The organism is Streptomyces sp. NPDC001700 (genome assembly GCF_053596435.1).
On record NZ_JBSFGE010000003.1, the window covers coordinates 109930 to 128553 of the forward strand.

15 protein-coding genes and 1 pseudogene are annotated in these 18624 nt (G+C 72.2%); 4 read left to right on the forward strand and 12 right to left on the reverse strand.

Annotated elements, in window-relative coordinates; all coding sequences use genetic code 11:
- Window positions 1–79: 79 nt before the first annotated feature.
- Window positions 80–616 (forward strand): annotated as a pseudogene (locus ACWC5C_RS06235) (RNA polymerase sigma factor); the annotation flags it as partial.
- 487 nt (window positions 617–1103) lie between these two features.
- The gene (rocD, locus tag ACWC5C_RS06240; RefSeq protein WP_450874227.1) at window positions 1104–2348 is read left to right on the forward strand and encodes an ornithine--oxo-acid transaminase; all 1245 of its coding nucleotides are present in this window, start codon (window positions 1104–1106) and stop codon (window positions 2346–2348) included.
- Window positions 2349–2407: 59 nt separating this feature from the next.
- On the opposite strand, the gene ACWC5C_RS06245 is transcribed toward rocD, so the two are convergent.
- From ACWC5C_RS06245 to pdxR, 3 genes are all read right to left on the reverse strand, one after another.
- Window positions 2408–3595 carry a glutathionylspermidine synthase family protein gene (locus ACWC5C_RS06245; RefSeq protein WP_450874229.1) on the reverse strand — a complete coding sequence of 396 codons (1188 nt, stop codon included), beginning with the start codon at window positions 3593–3595 and terminating at the stop codon, window positions 2408–2410.
- Between the two features lie 15 nt (window positions 3596–3610).
- Window positions 3611–3967, reverse strand: a complete 357-nt coding sequence (locus tag ACWC5C_RS06250) for a hypothetical protein (protein WP_450874231.1) — start codon at window positions 3965–3967, stop codon at window positions 3611–3613.
- An 84-nt stretch (window positions 3968–4051) separates the two neighbouring features.
- The gene (gene pdxR / locus ACWC5C_RS06255; RefSeq protein WP_450874233.1) at window positions 4052–5551 is read right to left on the reverse strand and encodes a MocR-like pyridoxine biosynthesis transcription factor PdxR; all 1500 of its coding nucleotides are present in this window, start codon (window positions 5549–5551) and stop codon (window positions 4052–4054) included.
- Between the two features lie 47 nt (window positions 5552–5598).
- Between pdxR and ACWC5C_RS06260 the strand changes: the two genes are divergently transcribed.
- Together ACWC5C_RS06260 and ACWC5C_RS06265 are read left to right on the forward strand one after the other, a co-directional pair.
- Window positions 5599–6081, forward strand: coding sequence for a carboxymuconolactone decarboxylase family protein (locus ACWC5C_RS06260; RefSeq protein WP_385438808.1), 483 nt, complete (start codon window positions 5599–5601; stop codon window positions 6079–6081).
- 26 nt (window positions 6082–6107) lie between these two features.
- Window positions 6108–6875: an isocitrate lyase/PEP mutase family protein gene (locus tag ACWC5C_RS06265; protein ID WP_450874235.1), complete on the forward strand. Its 768-nt coding sequence runs from the start codon at window positions 6108–6110 to the stop codon at window positions 6873–6875.
- Window positions 6876–6935: 60 nt separating this feature from the next.
- Here the strand turns inward: ACWC5C_RS06265 and ACWC5C_RS06270 are convergent, their stop codons facing one another.
- The 9 genes from ACWC5C_RS06270 to ACWC5C_RS06310 all read right to left on the reverse strand — a co-directional run bounded on the left by ACWC5C_RS06270 (window position 6936) and on the right by ACWC5C_RS06310 (window position 18586).
- Window positions 6936–7925 (reverse strand): ABC transporter substrate-binding protein, encoded by a 990-nt coding sequence (locus ACWC5C_RS06270; protein ID WP_450874237.1) that lies wholly within the window; start codon window positions 7923–7925, stop codon window positions 6936–6938.
- 1 nt (window position 7926) lies between these two features.
- On the reverse strand, window positions 7927–9948 hold the full coding sequence (locus ACWC5C_RS06275; protein WP_450874239.1) for an ABC transporter permease: 2022 nt from the start codon (window positions 9946–9948) through the stop codon (window positions 7927–7929).
- A gap of 46 nt (window positions 9949–9994) precedes the next feature.
- The gene (locus ACWC5C_RS06280; RefSeq protein WP_450874241.1) at window positions 9995–11095 is read right to left on the reverse strand and encodes a quaternary amine ABC transporter ATP-binding protein; all 1101 of its coding nucleotides are present in this window, start codon (window positions 11093–11095) and stop codon (window positions 9995–9997) included.
- Window positions 11095–12681: a GMC family oxidoreductase gene (locus tag ACWC5C_RS06285; protein WP_450874243.1), complete on the reverse strand. Its 1587-nt coding sequence runs from the start codon at window positions 12679–12681 to the stop codon at window positions 11095–11097. The genes ACWC5C_RS06280 and ACWC5C_RS06285 overlap by 1 nt, the downstream gene beginning before the upstream one ends.
- A 211-nt stretch (window positions 12682–12892) precedes the next feature.
- A complete protein-coding gene (locus tag ACWC5C_RS06290) occupies window positions 12893–14395 on the reverse strand; it encodes an aldehyde dehydrogenase family protein (protein ID WP_450874244.1) in 1503 nt (500 codons plus the stop codon).
- A gap of 171 nt (window positions 14396–14566) precedes the next feature.
- Window positions 14567–15472 (reverse strand): serine/arginine repetitive matrix protein 2, encoded by a 906-nt coding sequence (locus ACWC5C_RS06295; protein WP_450874246.1) that lies wholly within the window; start codon window positions 15470–15472, stop codon window positions 14567–14569.
- A 154-nt stretch (window positions 15473–15626) separates the two neighbouring features.
- Window positions 15627–16424 (reverse strand): hypothetical protein, encoded by a 798-nt coding sequence (locus ACWC5C_RS06300; protein ID WP_450874248.1) that lies wholly within the window; start codon window positions 16422–16424, stop codon window positions 15627–15629.
- Between the two features lies 1 nt (window position 16425).
- Entirely contained in the window at window positions 16426–16845 is a 420-nt protein-coding gene (locus ACWC5C_RS06305) for a hypothetical protein (protein WP_450874250.1), read from the reverse strand.
- On the reverse strand, window positions 16832–18586 hold the full coding sequence (locus tag ACWC5C_RS06310; protein ID WP_450874252.1) for a hypothetical protein: 1755 nt from the start codon (window positions 18584–18586) through the stop codon (window positions 16832–16834). The genes ACWC5C_RS06305 and ACWC5C_RS06310 overlap by 14 nt, the downstream gene beginning before the upstream one ends.
- Window positions 18587–18624: the final 38 nt, after the last annotated feature.

Sequence of the window (18624 nt, forward strand, 5' to 3'; positions counted from 1 at the left end):
AGCACCGGACGAAGCACAGGACGCAGCACAGGACGAAGCGCAAGACATCGCGGGGCTGGAGGCAGGGCCGGATGCGGCCGTGATCGCTCGGGTGCGGGCCGGGGATGCCGAGGCCTATGCCGAGCTGGTGCGCGCCCACGCGCCGATAGCGGTGCGCACCGCAGCACTGATGGGCGCGGGCGCGGACGCCGAGGATGTGGTGCAGGACGCCTTCGTGAAGGCGTATCTCGCGCTCGGCACCTTCCGGGGCGACGCCGCCTTCCGGCCGTGGCTGCTGCGGATCGTCGCCAATGAGACGCGGAACGCGGTGCGCTCGGCACGCCGTCAGCAGACGGCGGTCGACCGGGAGGCGGCGATGGCCGGAGCCGGTCCGGAGGGTCCGGCGATACCGGAGAGCGCGGATCCGGCGGCCGTGGCGCTCGCGGACGAGCGGCGGGCGCGGCTGATGGCCGCGCTGGAAGAGCTGAGCGAGCCGCAGCGCTGGGTGGTCACCTACCGCTATCTGCTGGATCTGGACGAGGCAGAGACCGCGGCGGCCCTGGGCTGGCCGCGCGGCACGGTGAAGTCGCGGCTGAGCCGCGCGCTGCGGCGGCTGGAGCTGCTGCTGGAGGCGGGCCCGGAGCAGACACGGCAGACACGGCAGGCACGGCAGGGAGGCATAGGGGATGGACGGGGAAGGGCTGCCCGGCGAGCTGCGGGCACTCGGGCGCGCGCTGGAGGAGCCACCGCCCGCCGAGGTGCCGGGGCGCGGCCTCCCGGCGGGCGGCGAGACGCTGGCCGAGCGGGTGCTGGCCCGGATCGTGGGCCTGTCGGACGGGGCGACGCCCGGCGGGCGGTTCCGGGAGGAGCAGTGGTGGCACGCCCTGCCGGTGCTTGAGGCCGGGCAGGGCCCCACGGGCCGGGGCCGCCGCCCCAGCCGACCGGCGGACCGGGACCAGGGGTGCGACAGACCACCCCCGGCCCGGCGCCCCCGCCCCTGACCCTGGCGAGGCCGACTCGCCAGTCACGGTGCACAGCCCCACCCTGGGTGGTGGCGCAGCCCCTCGGTGGTGGCGCAGCCCCTCGGTGGTGTCACAGAGCGGTGTCACAGAACGGAGGACGTCTTGACCTCGACCGAACGCTCCCCGAACCCCTCGCAGGACTCAGCGCGCGCCATCGCGGCCGCCGAGGCCCACAGCGCGCACAACTACCATCCGCTTCCGGTCGTCGTCGCCTCCGCCGAGGGGGCGTGGATGACCGATGTCGGAGGCCGCCGGTATCTGGACCTGCTCGCCGGGTATTCCGCGCTCAACTTCGGGCACCACAACCGGCGGCTGATCGACGCCGCCAAGGCGCAGCTGGAGCGGGTCACGCTGACCTCGCGCGCCTTCCACCACGACCGCTTCGCCGCGTTCTGCGCGGAGCTGGCCGCGCTGTGCGGCATGGAGACGGTGCTGCCCATGAACACCGGCGCGGAGGCGATCGAGACGGCGATCAAGACCGCCCGCAAATGGGGCTACCGCGTCAAGGGCGTGCCGGACGGGCGGGCCAGGATCATCGTCGCGGACAACAACTTCCACGGCCGCACGACCACGATCATCAGCTTCTCCACCGATCAGGAGGCCCGCGCGGACCACGGCCCGTACACCCCGGGGTTCGACATCGTGCCGTACGGCGATCTGGCGGCCATGGAGGCCGCGCTCGACGCGGGGGCCGGGGAGACCGTCGCCGTGCTGCTGGAGCCCATCCAGGGCGAGGCGGGGGTGCTGGTGCCGCCGCCCGGATATCTGGCCGGGGTGCGCGAGCTGACCCGGGCGCGGGGCGTGCTGTTCATCGCCGATGAGATCCAGTCGGGCCTGGGCCGCACCGGGAAGACCTTCGCCTGTGAGCACGAGGGCGTCGTGCCGGACGCCTATGTGCTGGGCAAGGCGCTGGGCGGCGGGGTGGTGCCGGTGTCGGCGGTGGTGTCCTCCGCCGAGGTGCTGGGCGTCCACCGCCCCGGTGAGCACGGGTCGACCTTCGGCGGCAATCCGCTCGCCTGCGCGGTCGCCCTGGAGGTGATCGCCATGCTGCGGACCGGGGAGTTCCAGGGGCGCGCGGCGGAGCTGGGCGAGCATCTGCACCGGGAGCTGGCGCATATGGCCGATGGCCGGGCGGTGGTGAAGGTGCGGGGGCGCGGGCTGTGGGCCGGTGTGGACATCGACCCGTCGCGCGGCACCGGGCGGCAGATCTCCGAGCGGCTGATGGACCGCGGGGTGCTGGTCAAGGACACCCATGGGTCCACCATCCGAATCGCACCGCCCCTGGTGATCGGCAAGGAGGATCTGGACTGGGGCCTGGACCAGCTCAGGGCGGTGCTGGCGGCATGACCCGGAACCGCGAACGGCTGCGGCCCGGGTCGCTCAGCCCCCGGTCGCTCTGGCGCCGCTTAAAGAATCACATGCGGCACAAAGCGCGCGTACTCGTCCGTGATCAGCCCGGCCGACTCCCGGATGCCGAGCCCCGCCGGTTCGTCCTCCACCACCCACGCGCCGAGCACTACCCGGTTGCCGTCCACGTCGGGCAGCGGGGCCAACTCCTGGTAGCAGCAGGCCTCGTCCCGGATGACGGGCTCCGCGCCCGGCGGGTGCACGGTGACGCCCGCGCCCTCCCGGCCGAGCAGCGGCTTGGCCACGTAGCCGCCTGTGCGGGCCAGATCGCGGGGCCCGTCGAGGTAGGCGGGCAGCAGATTGGGATGCCCGGGGTACAGCTCCCACAGAATGGCCAGCAGCGCCTTGTTGGACAGCAGCATCTTCCAGGCGGGCTCGATCCACAGGGTGGAGCCGGTGCCGCCGCCGATGTCGATCGTGTCCAGCACATGGCTGCCGAACCGGTCGCTGACCAGCCACTCCCAGGGGTAGAGCTTGAAGCAGCCGCGGATGAAGCGGTGCCGCATGTCCACGAAGCGGCCGGAGAGCCGTTCCCAGCCGATGTCCTCCATGGAGATCGCCTCGGTCCGCAGCCCCGCCTGTTCGGCCGTCTCCCGCAGGTAGGCGACGGTCATCAGGTCCTCGCCCAGCTCGTCCCCGGCCGAGTGGGCGAAGTACAGGGGCACACCCGGCGGCAGCAGGGCGGCCTGGTGCTTCCAGGCGTCGACCAGCCGCTCGTGCAGGGAGTTCCACTGGTCGGCGCCCGGGAAGCGGTCCTCCATCCAGAACCACTGGGCGCTCGCCGCCTCCACCAGCGAGGTGGGCGTATCGGCGTTGTACTCCAGCAGCTTCGCCGGTTCCGGGCCGCCGTCGTACCGCAGGTCGAACCGGCCGTAGACGCTGGGCTGTTCGGCCCGTCGGCGCCAGGACTCGGCGATCAGCCCGGCCACTCGCGGCTCCTCGATGCCGAGGTCGGCGAAGCGGTCGGCGTCGACGATGTGGGCGGCCGCCTCCAGACACATCCGGTGCAGCTCCTCGACCACCTCCTCCAGCGCCTCGACCTCGGGCAGCGAGAAGACGTAGTAGGCGCTCTCGTCCCAGTACGGGCGCAGCGAGTCGTCCGGGTAGCGGGTCAGCGGGTAGATGACCCCCTGCTCCTCGACCGTGGCCTGCCAGCCGGGGCGGGGGTCCATGGTGTGACGCTTCATCGGGTCGTCGTCCGGTCAGCCGCCGCCGGATCCCGAGCATCCGAAGCCGCCGCGGTCGGCGGCCTGGCTCTTGCTGAAGGTGCCGTAGTCCGCCCAGCGGCCGTCGACGTCGGCGTCGTAGTACCAGTCGCCGTCGACCCGCTTGGTGGTGGTGCTGCCGCCGCCGCGCTTCTTCTTGCCGGTCGTGGAGCCCGAAGAGCTGTTGCAGGCGCTGGAGTCGACGATGCGGTAGCCCCTGATGTCGTAGCTGTCCGGGTCGACACAGCGCTTGTCGGGCTCCGACCCGCAGGAGGTGAGGGCCGCCGCGAGGGCTCCCATGCCGCCGAGGATCACCGTGCTCGACCGCAGCCGACGTGGACTTTTCCGTTCCATGGGTACTGCTCCCCCGTTCGTTTGACCGCCCACCCTAGAGGGAGTTATCGCACAGGTGAACGCCGGGGGTGGGGGGCGGCCCGGTCAGGGCAGCACCCGGCACAGCGCCTCCAGGGCGCCCGCGAAGGCGTGTTCGGGCGGCGCCCCGTAGGCGAAGACCAGTCCCTCCGGCTCCGATCCGCCGCTTCCGGGCTCGTTCTCCTCGCGGTACCGGTAGCGGTTCAGCCCCTCCATGGCCAGGCCCTGCCAGGCCGCGCCCTGGAGGACGGAGCGCACGGTGCCCGGCGGCAGTTCGAGCACCGCGTGCAGTCCGGCCGCGATGCCCGTGACGCGCACCTGGGGCGCGCGTTCGGCCAGCGCCGCCACCAACTGGTCGCGCCGCCGCTGGTAGCGCAGCCGCATCCCGCGCACATGGCGGTCGTACGAGCCCGAGGCGATGAACTCCGCGAGGGTCAGCTGATCCAGCGCGCCCGACTGCCATTCCCCCGTCCGCTTGACCGCCAGCAGCCGGTCCAGCAGATGGTCCGGCACCACCATCCAGGCCAGCCGCAGCGCGGGTGCCAGGCTCTTGCTCGCCGTGCCCAGATAGACGACCCGTTCGGGGTCCAGCCCCTGGAGCGCCCCCACCGGCTGGCGGTCGTAGCGGAATTCGCCGTCGTAGTCGTCCTCCAGCACCAGCCCGTCGGTCCGGGACGCCCAGTCGACCACGGCGGCCCGCCGGTCGGGGTCCAGGGCGACCCCCGTGGGGAACTGGTGCGCCGGGGTGAGCAGCGCGGCGCGTACGTCGGTGAGGCGGTCGAGTTCGCCGGTGCGGGCGCCCCGCCCGTCGACCGGCAGCGGCACGGTGCACAGTCCGGCGCGGCGCAGCACGTTCCAGTGGATGTCGAGTCCGTACGACTCGACGGCCAGCGCGCGGTGGCCGTCCCCGTGCAGCGTCCGGCTGAGCAGGCCGAGCCCCTGGATGAACCCGGCGCAGACCACGATCCGTTCGGGTGCGGCCCGCACCCCGCGGGCGCGCGCGAGATAGTCGGCCAGGACCCGGCGCAGCTCGGGCCGCCCGCTGGGGTGGCCGTAGCCGAAGGCGTCGCTGGGGGCCGTGGTCAGGGCGCGCCGGGCGGCGGACAGCCAGGCGGAGCGGGGGAAGGCGGAGACATCGGGCGACCCGGCCCGCAGGTCGTACTTCGGGCGGGTGGCGGCCACGGCGGCGGGCGGCGGGGTGCGCGGCGGCGCGGGCTCGGGCGGCACGACGCGCCGGGCGACCCGGGTGCCGGAGCCCTGCCGGGCGGTGAGCCAGCCCTCGGCGACGAGTTCGCCGTAGGCGTCGGCCACGGTGTTGCGGGCGATGCCGAGGTCGGCGGCGAGCGAGCGGGAGGAGGGCAGCCGGGTGCCGGGGGCGAGGCGGCCGCCGCGTACGGCGTCGCGCAGGGAGCGGATCAGCGCGGCCCGCACCCCGGTGGTCCCGCCCCGGGGCAGGTCAAGGTGGAGATCGGCGCCGAGCCCGGCCGCCTCCCCGGCCCCGGAACCCGCTTTCGCGGGCCCGGAAGGGGCCTCTCCGGACCCGGAAGTGGCCCACGAATCCTCCATGGAAATGGACCATACCTCTGGGCTGCCGAGCTTCTAGCGTGGACCGCATGACGACGCATGAGAGCACCCCGCACCACGGCCCCCGGATGAGCTTCGCCCACACGGCACCCGCCGTCTACAAGGCCATGGTCCAGCTGGACGTGGCGGCCCGTAAGGGGCTGGAGCCGTCGCTGACCGAGCTGGTCAAGATCCGCGCATCGCAGATCAACCACTGCGCGTTCTGCATCGACATGCACATCAAGGACGCCCGGGCTGCGGGCGAGTCCGAGGAGCGGATCTACCTGCTCAACGCCTGGGAGGAGGCGGCCGGTGTCTACACCGAGAAGGAGCAGGCCGCGCTCGCCCTGACCGAGGCCGTCACCGTTCTGACCGGCGGCGTCCCGGACGACGTGTACGACAGGGCCGCCAAGCACTTCGAGGAGGAGGAGCTGGCCCAGCTCATCGCGGTCATCTTCACCATCAACGCCTGGAACCGGATCGGGGTGACCACCCGCCTGGTCCCTGGTTCCTACAAGCCGACCGCGGGCTGACACCGGGCTCTACCAAGGGGGTTCTCATGACGATCAGCGCCACGGCCGAGGCCAGGGCGTTCCGGGCGATGCACCACGGCCGGGACGCGGAGGCACCGCTCGTGCTGCCCGGTCCCTGGGACGCCGGTTCGGCCCGTGCCTTCGCGGACGCGGGCTTTCCGGCCCTGGCGACGCCGAGCGCCGGGGTCTCGGCGTCGCTGGGCTACCAGGACGGCCGGATACCGGCCGAGGAGATGTTCGCCGCGGTGGCCCGGATCGTCCGGGCGGTCGAGGTGCCGGTGTCGGCGGACCTGGAGAGCGGCTACGGCCTGGACGCCAAGGAGCTGGTCGAGCGGGTGCTGGAGACCGGGGCGGTGGGCTGCAACCTGGAGGACTCCGACCCGCTGACCAAGCGGCTGGCCGACCCCCGGGAGCAGGCGGACCGGCTGGCCGCGGTGCGGGCCGAGGCGGGCGACGGGCTGGTGATCAACGCCCGGGTCGACGTCTTCGCCCACGGCGAGTTCGAGGGCGGGGCCGACGGCACCGAGCGCGCGGCCGAGGCGGCGATCGAGCGCGGGCGGGCCTATGCGGCGGCGGGCGCGGACTGCGTCTATCCGATCTTCGCGCCCCCGGAGCTGCTGCCCCGGCTCGCGGCCGCCATCGGCGCCCCGGTCAACGCGGCGGCCTTCGCACCGGACGGCCCCTCGCCCGCCGAGCTGGGGCGGCTCGGCGCCGCCCGCGTCACCTTCGGCCCCCGGCTCTACCGCGCGACGATGGCCGCCGCGCGGGACCTGGCCCAGCAGCTGGGCAACTAACAGCCGGGCCCCGCTCACAAGGCGGGGCCCGGCTGAGGGCGTAGCTCTTTCAGGCTGCCGCTACGGCAGCCACTTCTTCCAGACGTCCGGATGCGCCTTGATCCACTTCTTGGCCGCGTCCTGCGCCGACAGCCCGTCCGAGGCGATCAGCTCGGACACCTCGTTCTGGTCCTTCTTGGTCCAGTGGAACTTCTTCAGGAAGGCGGCGGCCTTGCCGCCCTTCTTCGAGAAGTCCGCGTTGAGGTACTTCTGCAGCGGGGTGGTCGGGTAGGCGCAGTCGATGGAGTCGGGGTCCTCCTCGCCCTTGGACGCACACTTGTCCGTGTACTTGGGCAGCTTCACCTCTTCCATCGGCACCTGGTTGAACAGCCACTGCGGCTCGTACCAGTACGTCAGGAAGGGCTTCTTCTGCTTGGCGAACTGCTTGAGCTGGGTGATCTGGGCGGACTCCGAACCGGCGAAGACGATCTGGTAGTTCAGATCCAGGTTCTTCACCAGCGCCTTGTCATTGGTGACATAGGACGGGGAGCCGTCCAGCAGCTGGCCCTTCCCACCGCTTTCCGCGGTCTTGAAGGTCTTGGCGTACTTGTTGAGGTTCTTCCAGTTGAGGACGTCCGGATGCTTGTCGGCGAAGTACTTCGGCACCCACCAGCCGATGTGGCCGGTGACGCCGAGGCCGCCGCCCGACGCGATCGTCTTCTTGTCCTTGACGTAACGCTGTTCCTGCTCCGGGTGACCCCAGTCCTCCAGGATCGCGTCCACCCGGCCCTGGCTGAGCGCGTCCCACGCCGGGATCTCGTCCACCTGGACGGTGTCGACGTGGTAGCCCATCTCATGTTCCAGCAGGTACTGGGCGACGGCCACGTTGGCCTGTGCCCCGACCCAGGACTGGACGGAGAGCGTCACGCTCTTCGCACCGCCCACATTGGCGTACGGCGAGGACTGCTTGGACATGTCCGCCGCGCCGCAGCCGGTCGCGGTGAGCAGGGCCGTGACCCCGGTGGCCGCCATCAGCAGCTGCCGACGGCGAGGGTTATGGGCCGTAGCCATCTCAGGCCCCCTTCCTGTCGCGGCGCGCGGTCGGCTGGGTCACCCGGTCGAGCATCAGCCCCAGGCAGACGATCGCCGCGCCCGCCACCAGACCGGTCGCCAGGTCACCCTGCGCCAAGCCGAACAGCACGTCGTAGCCGAGCGCGCCCGAGCCGACCAGACCGCCGATGACGACCACGGCCAGCACCAGCACCACGCCCTGGTTGACGGCGAGCAGCAGCGCCGGACGGGCCAGCGGCAACTGGACCTGGCGCAACTGCTGCCCCTGGGTGGCGCCGAGCGAGCGCGCCGACTCCAGCGCGGACGGGTCGACGTCCCGGATCCCCTGGGTGGTGATGCGGATGACGGCGGGCAGCGCGTAGACGATGGCCGCAGCCGCCGCCGGGGCGCGGCCGACGCCGAACAGCGCGACCACGGGGATCAGGTACACGAACTGCGGCATGGTCTGGCACACGTCCAGCACCGGTCGCAGCATCCGCTCCAGCCGGGCGCTGCGCGCGGCCCAGATGCCGATCGCGAACCCGAGCACGAGCGTGACGAAGACGGCCGCCAGCACCTGGGAGAGGGTGTCCATGGACGCCTCCCACACGCCGAGCACACCGATCGCGGCCATGGCGGCGGTGGCGGTCAGCGCGGTGGCCCAGGTGCCGATCAGCCAGGCCAGCGCCCCGACGATCAGCAGGATCCCGTACCACGGGATGCCCTGGAGCCCCTCACGCAGCGGGTCGAGGACCCACTTGAGGTAGTTCGCGGCCCATTCGGCGGTGCCACCGACGACCGGCACACCGGTGTAGAGGTGGTCGACCATCCATTCCTTGAATTCGTTGACCGGCCCCTCGATGGCGACGGTCCAGCCGCCCGGCCACGTCTGGGAGCCGGACAGCCGTCCGGCGACGGTGACGACCGCGGTGATCACCGCGACGCCCGCCCACGCGGGCCAGCCGCGCAGCAGCCGGGAGCCGCCCTCGGCCGGGGGCGTGCCGAGCCGCTCGCCCGCCGCTCCGATGGTGCGGTCCATCACGACGGCGAGGAGCACGATCGGGAGTCCCGCGGCGAGCGCCTTGCCGACGTCGACGCTGGACAGCGCCTGGTAGACGCGGTCACCGAGACCGCCGCCGCCGATCACGGACGTGATCACGGCCATGGACAGCGCCATCATGATCGTCTGGTTGATGCCCAGCATCAGTTCCTTGCGGGCCAGCGGGAACCGGGCGGACAGCAGCCGCTGCCGCCAGGTCGCGCCGAGCGAGGCCACGGCCTCCAGCACCCCGGCGTCCGCGCCGCGCAGGCCGAGGGCGGTGAGCCGGGCCATGGGCGGAGCCGCGTAGATCACGGTGGCCAGCACCGCGCCGGGCACACCGTTGCCGAAGATCATCACGACCGGCAGCAGATACGCGAACGCGGGCAGCACCTGCATGGTGTCGAGCACCGGCCGCAGCACCCGGAACGCCAGTTCCGAGAGCCCGCCGGCCAGCCCCAGCAGTCCGCCGACGATGACGGACGTGGTGACGGCGATGGCCATCAGCGCGAGCGTCTGCATCGTCGGCACCCACATGCCCAGCAGTCCGCAGACGGCGAGGGCCACGAGGGTCGTCACCGCGACCCGCACGCCCGCCAGCCGCCAGGCGACCAGGGTCAGACCGGCGGTGACACCGGCCCAGCCGAGGGCGAGCAGGGCGACGTAGACGACGCGGACGCCGGTGATGACGGCCTGGCTGACGTGGCCGAAGAAGTAGAGGAAGATCCAGTGGCTGTCGCGGTTGTCGAGGATCCAGTCGCTGGACTTCTCCAGCGGTCCGGACACATCGACGGTCAGCGCGCTCGGCCAGCTGCCGCCGGACCACTGGGCGTGCGCGAGCGGTATCACCACGGCGGCGATCACCACGAGCACCGTGAGCTTGTGGACGGCCCGGCTGCGGACGAGGGTGTGCCACAGCGACGGGCGCGACTGGTCCGCGCCGGTCTTGCCCGCGGGCGGCCCGGTGCCGGGGTCGGTACGGGGGCGGGTGGTCGTGGCGCTCACACGCGCCCCCCGGTGCCGCCCCGCGGGAGGGGGGTCAGGGGCGTACTCATGCCGCTGCCGCCTCCTTCCCGTCCAGGCCCGCGACGACGCTGAGCAGGCAGGCGTGGTCGACGACGCCCAGGCAGCGGCCGCCGTCGACGACGCGCGCGGGGCCGCCGGTACGGGCCACGGCCTCGATCGCGTCGGCGACGGTGGTGCTCGGGGTCAGCGCGGGGCCGCCGTCCTTCTCGTCGGACTTCGCGGGGCGCATCGCGCGGCGCACGGTCAGCACCTGCTCGCGCGGCACATCGCGGACGAAGTCCCGTACGTAGTCGTCGGCCGGGGAGCCGACGATCTCCTCCGGGGTGCCGAGCTGCACGATGCCGCCGTCACGCATCAGCATGATGCGGTCGCCGAGCCGCAGCGCCTCGCTGAGGTCATGGGTGATGAACACCATCGTCCGGCCCTCGTCGTGGTGCAGCCGGATGACCTCTTCCTGCATGTCGCGGCGGATCAGCGGGTCGAGCGCGCTGAACGGCTCGTCGAACAGCAGCACCTCGGGGTCGACGGCGAGCGCCCGGGCCAGGCCCACGCGCTGCTGCTGACCGCCGGAGAGCTGGCCGGGGCGGCGGCGCTCAAGACCGTTGAGGCCGACCTTCTCGGCCATCTCGGCGGCCTTGGCGCGGCGCTCGGCCCGGCCGACGCCCTGGATCTCCAGGCCGTAGGCGATGTTGTCGAGGACGGAGCGGTGCGGCAGCAGCCCGAAGTGCTGGAAGACCATGGCGGCGCGGTGGCGGCGCAGTTCGCGCAGCCGGGCCTTGTCCATGGCCATGACGTCCTCACCGTCGATCTTGAGCGTCCCGGAGGTCGGCTCGATCAGACGGGTGAGACAGCGCACCAGGGTGGACTTGCCGGAGCCGGAGAGCCCCATCACCACGAACACTTCGCCCGGCTCGACGTCGAAGGAGACGTCCCGGACGGCGGCCGTGCAGCCGGTGCGGGCGCGCAGCTCCGCGGTGGACAGCTCGGCGTCGGGCGAGCCGGGGACGCGGTCGGCCTTCGGACCGAAGACCTTCCACATGTCACGGACCGAGAACACCGGGGTGCGGTCGCCGGTCTCGGGGGTCTTGGGGGTGTCGGGCGTCTCGGGGGCCAGGGTCGTCGCCATCACGCCTCACCTCCCGGGGCGAGCTGGGCGGCTCGCTCGCGCGATCGGTAACGGACCTGATCACGCTCCCCGACCAGCAGGTCCGCGCACTTCTCGCCGACCATCAGCACACCGATCATCGGGTTCACGGCGGGCATGGTCGGGAAGACCGACGCGTCGGCGATCCGGATGCCGGACAGGCCGCGGATGCGCAGATCGGGGCCGACCACGGCCAGGTCGTCGTTCGCGGCGCCCATCTTGCAGGTGCCCGCGGGGTGGTAGACGGTGTGCGCGACCTTACGGGCGTACTCGCTGATCTCCTCGTCCGAGGTGATCTCCGGGCCCGGGCACACCTCGCGCTTGAGCCAGCCGGACAGCGGCTCGGTCTTGGCGATCTCGCGGGCGAGCTTGATGCCGTCGACCAGGGTGCGGCCGTCGTAGTCGTCCTCGTCCGTGAAGTAGCGGAAGTCGAGGGCGGGCTTGACCTCGGGGTCGGCGCTCGTCAGGTACAGCCGGCCGCGGCTGCGCGGCTTGGGGATGTTGGGGGTCATCGACACCCCGTGCTCGGGCCGCTCGTAGCCCAGCCGCTCGGGGTTGTCGGTGAAGGGGATCTGGTAGAAGTGGAACATCAGATCCGGACCCTTGGACTCCGGGTCCCGGCGCACGAACAGACCGGCGTCCGAGTCCATCGCGGAGTTGTCCGGGATCGGGCCGTCCGTCTCCCACACGATCACCGACTCGGGGTGGTCGAGCAGGTTCTCACCGACGCCCGGCAGATCCACCTTGACCGGGATGCCCAGCGCCTCCAGGTCGGCCTTGGGGCCGATGCCGGAGTGCATCAGCAGCCGCGGGGTGTCCACCGCGCCCGCGCAGACCAGCACCTCGGTCTTCGCCGAGACGAGGATCTCCTCGCCGTCCTTGGTGCGCACATGCACGCCGGTGGCCCGGCCGCTGTCGTCCAGCTCCAGCTTGTGCGCCCAGGTCTCCAGCATGATGTGGAGGTTCTGCCGGTCCAGGAACGGGTGCAGATAGGCGACCGACGCGGAGGAGCGCTTGTTGTTCTCCGGGTGGTACGAGAGGTCGAAGAAGCCGACGCCCTCATGGAACGGCTGCTTGTTGAAGCCCTCGACGCGCGGCACCTCGGCGGCGGCCTGGGCGGCCTCCACGAAGTCCCGGGCGATCGCGTTCCGGTCCTTCTCGTCGACCGGCACGACGTTGTTGCGCAGCTTGTGGAAGTACGGGTCCATCTCGGCGGCGTCCCAGCCCTCGGCACCCGCCTCGGCCCACTCGTCCCAGTCGCCCGGCAGCGGCTTGAAGGAGATCAGGGTGTTGTGCGAGGAGCATCCGCCGAGCACCCGGGCGCGGCTGTGCCGGATGTGCGAGTTGCCGCGCGGCTGCTCGACCGTGGGGTAGTCGTAATCCAGGTCGCCGCCGAGCAGTCCCAGCCAGCGGCGCAGGGTGAGGACATCCGGGCGGTCGATGTCGGAGGGGCCACCCTCGATGACGGCGACGCGGACGTCCGGATCTTCCGTGAGCCGGGAGGCGATCACCGATCCTGCGGTGCCTCCGCCGATAACGACGTAATCGTATGCGTCAGGTACGGGCATGGTGGGGGTTACTCCTCGCGGTCTTCCGGTCTTCCGGGGCGGCACACACGGGTGCGGGCCGGGGGCCGCCCCCGGAAGGGATGGGGGGTTTCGGACGAAGGGGAGAGAAGGGGGAGACGCCGGGCGCCGTCACCGGACGCGACAGGACCCGGGCCCGGCGGGAGGTCCGGGCCCGGCGGTGCCGCCCCGGGCGGGGGCCGGCGGCGGGGCGTCAGCCGCCGAACCAGCGCACCGGGCTGGGCCGCAGGTTCTCGTAGACATGCTTGGTCTCGCGGTACTCGTCCAGGCCCGCCGGGCCCAGCTCACGTCCGACGCCGGACTTGCCGAAGCCGCCCCATTCGGCCTGCGGGAGGTAGGGGTGGAAGTCGTTGATCCACACGGTGCCGTGGCGCAGCCGCGCGGCGACCCGGCGGGCGCGCGCGGTGTCGGACGACCAGACGGCGCCGGCCAGGCCGTACTCCGTGTCGTTGGCGAGGGCCACCGCTTCATCTTCGGTGCTGAACGTCTCCACCGAAAGAATCGGGCCAAACGTTTCTTCGCGAACGACGCGCATTTCGCGGTGGCACTGGTCGAGCACGGTCGGCAGGTAGAAGTAACCGGTCGCGGGGCGGACGTCGGACGGCTCGGGCTGCTTGCCGCCGGTCCGCAGCACGGCGCCCTCCTCCAGGGCGGACGCCACGTACGCCTGGGTCTTGGCGAGCTGCTGGGCCGAGACGAGCGGGCCGCACTCGACACCCTCTTCGGTGCCGCGGCCCAGCTTGATCTTCTCGGCGCGGCTGACCAGCTCGGCGACGAACCGCTCGCGCACCGACTCCTCGATGATCAGCCGGGCACCGGCCGAGCAGACCTGGCCGCTGTGGATGAACGCGGCGTTGAGGGCCTGGTCGACGGCGGTGTCGAAGCCCTCCTCGGTGGCGCAGGCGTCGGCGAAGACGACGTTCGGGTTCTTGCCGCCCAGCTCCAGGGCGACCTTCTTCACGCTCGGTGCGGCGGCCTGGGCCACCTTGGTGCCGCTGGCCAGGCCACCGGTGAAGGACACCAGGTCCACATCCGGGTGGTCGGACAGCCGGGCGCCGACCGGGTCACCGGCACCGGTCACCAGGTTGGCCACACCGTTCGGCAGGCCCGCCTCGACCAGCAGCTTCACCAGGTGCACGGTGGACAGCGGGGTCACTTCACTGGGCTTGATGACGAAGGTGTTGCCCGCCGCGAGCGCCGGGGCCACCTTCCAGCTGGCCTGGAGCAGCGGGTAGTTCCAGGGGGTGATCATCGCGCAGACGCCGACCGGCTCACGCACCACGACGCTGTGCACATCGGGGCTGCCCGCGTCGACCACACGGCCCGCCGACTCGCCCGCGACCAGCTCGGCGAAGTAGCGGAAGGCGTTGGTCACGTCGTCGACGTCGACCCGGCCCTCTTCCAGCGTCTTGCCGGTGTCGCGGCTCTCCAGGAGCGCGATCTCCTCACGGTCGCGCTGGAGCAGATCGGCGACCCGCCGCAGCAGCGCCGCCCGCTCGGCGACCGGGGTGTGCGGCCAGGGGCCGCTGTCGAAGGCGCGGCGCGCGGCGGCGATGGCCGCGTCGGTGTCCTCGGCGCCGCCCTCGGCGACGACTGCGAGGGTCTTGGCGTCCGCGGGGTCGAGAACCTCCCGCTGCGCGCTGGATGCGGCCGCTCGCCACACCCCGTCCACATGAATGGTCTCGACTGCCGACACGTCTACCTCAGCCTTCCGGTGTTGCGAGCGTTTGCGCTGGCCACGCCAGCAACAGGGACCCCTTACCGGAACCGGGAAACGTATGCGCAATTTTTCCTTGAAAGTGGCCCGGCTCACGCGGGACGGACGCGCGGCCTGGGGTGTGAGGCGTGTGCGAGGCAGGTACGCGATCTACGAAGCGGTGCAGTAGGCGGTGGGGCAGAAGGTCTCCAGCACGGTGTCGTGCAGCGACTGCTCCTGCGCCCGGTCATCGGCGGGGCCGATGATCAGCACCGCGTACATGGTGCCGTTCTGGGCGGCGAAGCGGCGGTCGAGTATCCGGCGGTCGCCGGATTCCTTGCTCACGTACGTGTACTCCAGCTGGGCCGGGTCCATGGCGGCGGCGCCGAGCTGGGCGAGGGTGATCTGCTCGTAGCCGCGGTTGCGGGACGCCAGCCGCTCGGCCTCCTGCGCCGACTCATACGGCGTGGCCTCGGGGCCGTGCAGCTCGAACACCTGGATCTTGGTCGAGTCGTCGGGCGAGGTGTAGAAGACGCTCGGGCCCTCCACCGTCCGCCGCCATCCCTCGGGGACGGCGATGTCGAAGCCCTCCGGGTCCCGCGCGGTGCTGAAGCCCGCGGGCGGCGCGGAGCCCGTCAGGGACGGACCCGCCGAGGCGGACGCGGACGGCGCCCCGGACGGATACGCCGAGGGCAGCCCGGACGGCGCCGCGCTCGGCAGCCCCGACGGCAGATCGGTGGGCGCGCCGGTCTCGGGCGCGGGATAGACATCGCCGGGCGCGGTGGCGTCCGCGGTCGCCGAGGGCTTGGGGGTCGCGCGGTCCCAGGGCAGCGGCCCCGCCTGTTTCCCCGTCGTCCCGTCACCGCCGAAGGCCACCCAGCCGGAGAACGCGATCCCGACGGTCAGGAACAGCGTGACCGCGACCGCCTGCAGCACCCGCCGCGTCTCGTCCCCCGCTCCGGCGCCCGCTCCGGCGCCCGCTCCCGCGCCGGGACCGGCGCCGGGACCGGCGCCCGGCCGCTCCGCCGGGCCCTCGCCGTCTGGCTCCCACCGCTCCCCCGAACCCCCGTCAGCCATGCCCGCTCCCCCTAAATCGCATACTTCTACCGATAAGCTGAGTTAACCGAGTTAGCCGACATACGGTGTACCCAGTATGCGCGCCGCGCCCACCTCCGCTACCGCCCCGATGCCGGATAGTTGGCCACCGGAGATGTACGGCAGATGTGCGCGCTCAGCCCGCCGGGCAGTACGCGGTGGGGCAGAAGGCGTCCAACACGATCCGCTGCCGCTCCACTTGGTCCGGCCACTCGTCGGACGGGCCCGCCACCAGCACCGCGTACTGCACCCCGTCCGGCCCGGTGAAGGCACGGTCGACGACGCGGCGCGGGCCGTACTTCTCGCTGCGATAGCCGTATTCCAGCTGCGCCTCGGAGTCGTCCCCCGCGCCGAGCCGCTTCAGCCCGTACCGCTTGTAGCCGGGGTTCTTCTTGAGGCTGGTCTCGGCCTGCTTGAGCGCCTCGTACGGGGTGATCTGTGGGCTGGTCAGGGCGAACACCTGGATCAGACGGCTCGCGTCGGACGACTCGTAGAAGACGCCCGTATCGCGCTTGACGCGGTCCCAGCCCTCCGGGACGTTTAGCGTGAACCCGTCAGGATCGGCGGTGCGTTGATACCCCTGCGGCGGTGGACCGCTGCCCGCGGCGACCGACCCCGACGGCGATACGGACGGCTGCGCCGACGACGGCACCACATCCGACGGCGCGGGCGAGCCGCTGTCCCAGCCGGACGCTGTCGCGCTCGGGCCGCCGCTGCCCTCCTGCGCCGTGTCATCGCCGTTGTCCGACAGCAGCTGCCAGGCGCCGACGCCGATGCCGCCGATGAGCACCACGGCCAGCACCACGAGCAGCACCGGCCCCCGGTGCGGACTGGGCGGCCGTCTGCCCGGGGCGGGCGGCTCGGCGCCCGCCCCCACCCAGCGCTGCGCGGCCTCGTCCCAGCGGGGGCCGCGCTCGTCGCTCGGCGTGCTCATCTCAGCCGCCCAGCAGCGCGCCGACCGCCTGGCCGACGGCAACGCCCGACGCCAGCATGCCGATACCGGCCCCGGCGTCCTGCAGCAGCACCCGGAGCCGGGCGAGACGGCCCGCCCCGGCCCGGCCGGTGCGCTGGATCTCGTCCTGGGTGCTGGTCAGTTCGTCCGACAGGGCGCTGACCTGCGGGCTGTCGACCAGCCGCGCCAGATCGGCGGAGAGCTGCCCGACGGCGCGCAGCAGCTCCTCGTACGCGGGGTCGCAGATGGCGCCGCCCTGCGGCCCGTTCACGATGTGGTTGTTGTCGCCGATACCGACGACGCCGTCGCGCACATTGCCGATGCGGATGTTCCCGAACCGCCGCCCGCCCTGGCCTCCGGCCGTGCCCGCGCCGCTTTCCTCGTCCCTCTCAGCCGTCCCCATCGCCGCCTCCCCCTCTGTTGCCCCTGGTGTTGCTGACCGTGTTGTTGTCGCCGACGGTGATGGCGCTGTCCTGTGCGGACTCGATGAAGATGCCGCCACCGCTCACGTTGATGATCTTCTGCTCGAACTCGCCGGTCTCCCACCCGGCTTCGTCCAGCGCCTGCCGGACCCCGTTGGCCACCCGGTCCTCGACGCTCTTCAGATAGCGGCTGACGTCCATCTCCTGGAAGAGCGAGGCGCTGTGGTCGCTGCCCAGCTCGCGCACGGACTTCCAGGGCCCGTCGGGGATGGCCGCGCCATAGGCGCCCGTGTACATCCGCACGAAGAAGGCGATCATCCGGAAGCCGTGGACCAGTACGCGGCCCGCGGCCGTGGGCGTCCGGGCCAGCGCCCACAGCGCCTTGCCCGGCAGTCCGCCTCGGCGGTGGGAGTCGGTGAGCCGGTCGATCGCGCGGAAGTCCGGGCGGATCGGGCGCAGCACATGCGGGGCGAACTCCAGCATCAGCATGCCGCCCTGGGTGTGCACCCGGACGAAGACGGTGGTGACGACCTCCTCCTTCCAGGCTCCGACCCTGATGCGCAGGAAGTGCCGCCGGACCTCGCCGCCCTCCTCGACCGCCTCGGCCCGCTCCCGCTCGAAGTGCGCCTCTCCGTACGGCGCGAGGGAGCGGCTGCGCAGCCCGGTGGCCTTCACGAACACGCACTCGTCCAGCTCCAGACCGCGCAGCCGGTCGCGGATCTCGACCGACTGCCTCGGCACCACGGAAGTCGGCACCACGGGACTCGGCGCTACAGGACTTTGGGCGGGAGGCCGGGCGGACGGGGTGCGCAGGCTCTCCACCAGCGGCCGGATCCGCTCCAGGACCACCCGGTTGTCGAGCGGCACCGCCGTACGGCCCTCGCGCGGCCGCAGCTCGACCGCGAGCGTCCAGGTGGCGTGCGCGGTGCCCGCTCCGAGAAAGGGGTGCTGATCGTGGTAGAGGATCACGGGCGCGTGCTGCTCGCGCCGGATCAGCTCCCGCACCCGCCGGACGCGGGCGCTGCCGGAGCGCTCGGCGGGGTCGTCGGCCGGAGTGGCGAAGGTCTGCGGATCGAGGTCGCTGGACAGCACCCGGGCCACATGCTCGCGGTGCAGGGCGACCGCCGCGGCCATCGCGGTGGGGATGAGCAGCGCGGCCCAGGCGGCGCCCGTGCCCGACGCGGCCGTCAGCTCCGAGAGCGCGCCACCGTCCAGGGTGCTCGGCTCCGGATCGTCCGAGAAGACCAGCTCCAGCGCGGAGAAGACATAGACGATCAGCAGCAGCACTCCGGCCACCCGCAGCACCGCGGCCAGCCGCCGCCGCGAGGGCGGGATCCCGTCCGACCCCGGATAGTCGGCGCGGAACGGGCCCGAGGCGCCGCCCCTGGCCCAGGTCGCCACCAGTAACAGCCCGCAGGACAGCACGAAGATGAGAAAGAAGCCCTTGGCCAGCAGGGCGTGCAGCAGCCAGAGCCCGATCAGCAGCAGAATCCAGCCCGCCTCCAGGCGGCGGGCGCGCAGCGCGTGGGCGAGCACCCGGGACGCGTCGATGCCCAGCGACGGGGCCACGACACGCTCCTCGTGGACCAGCAGCTCGTCCACGACCGCGTCCCGGAAGTCATCGTCCAGATACGCCCCCGCGCACAGCAGCCGCGTGGCCTCACTGGCCGCATATCTGTCCGGGTGTCTGGTTTCAGGATCACTGCGACTGCCTGTGCCCATGCTCTCCCCCCGAGGCCGGCGTCAACCCCTCTTACGGT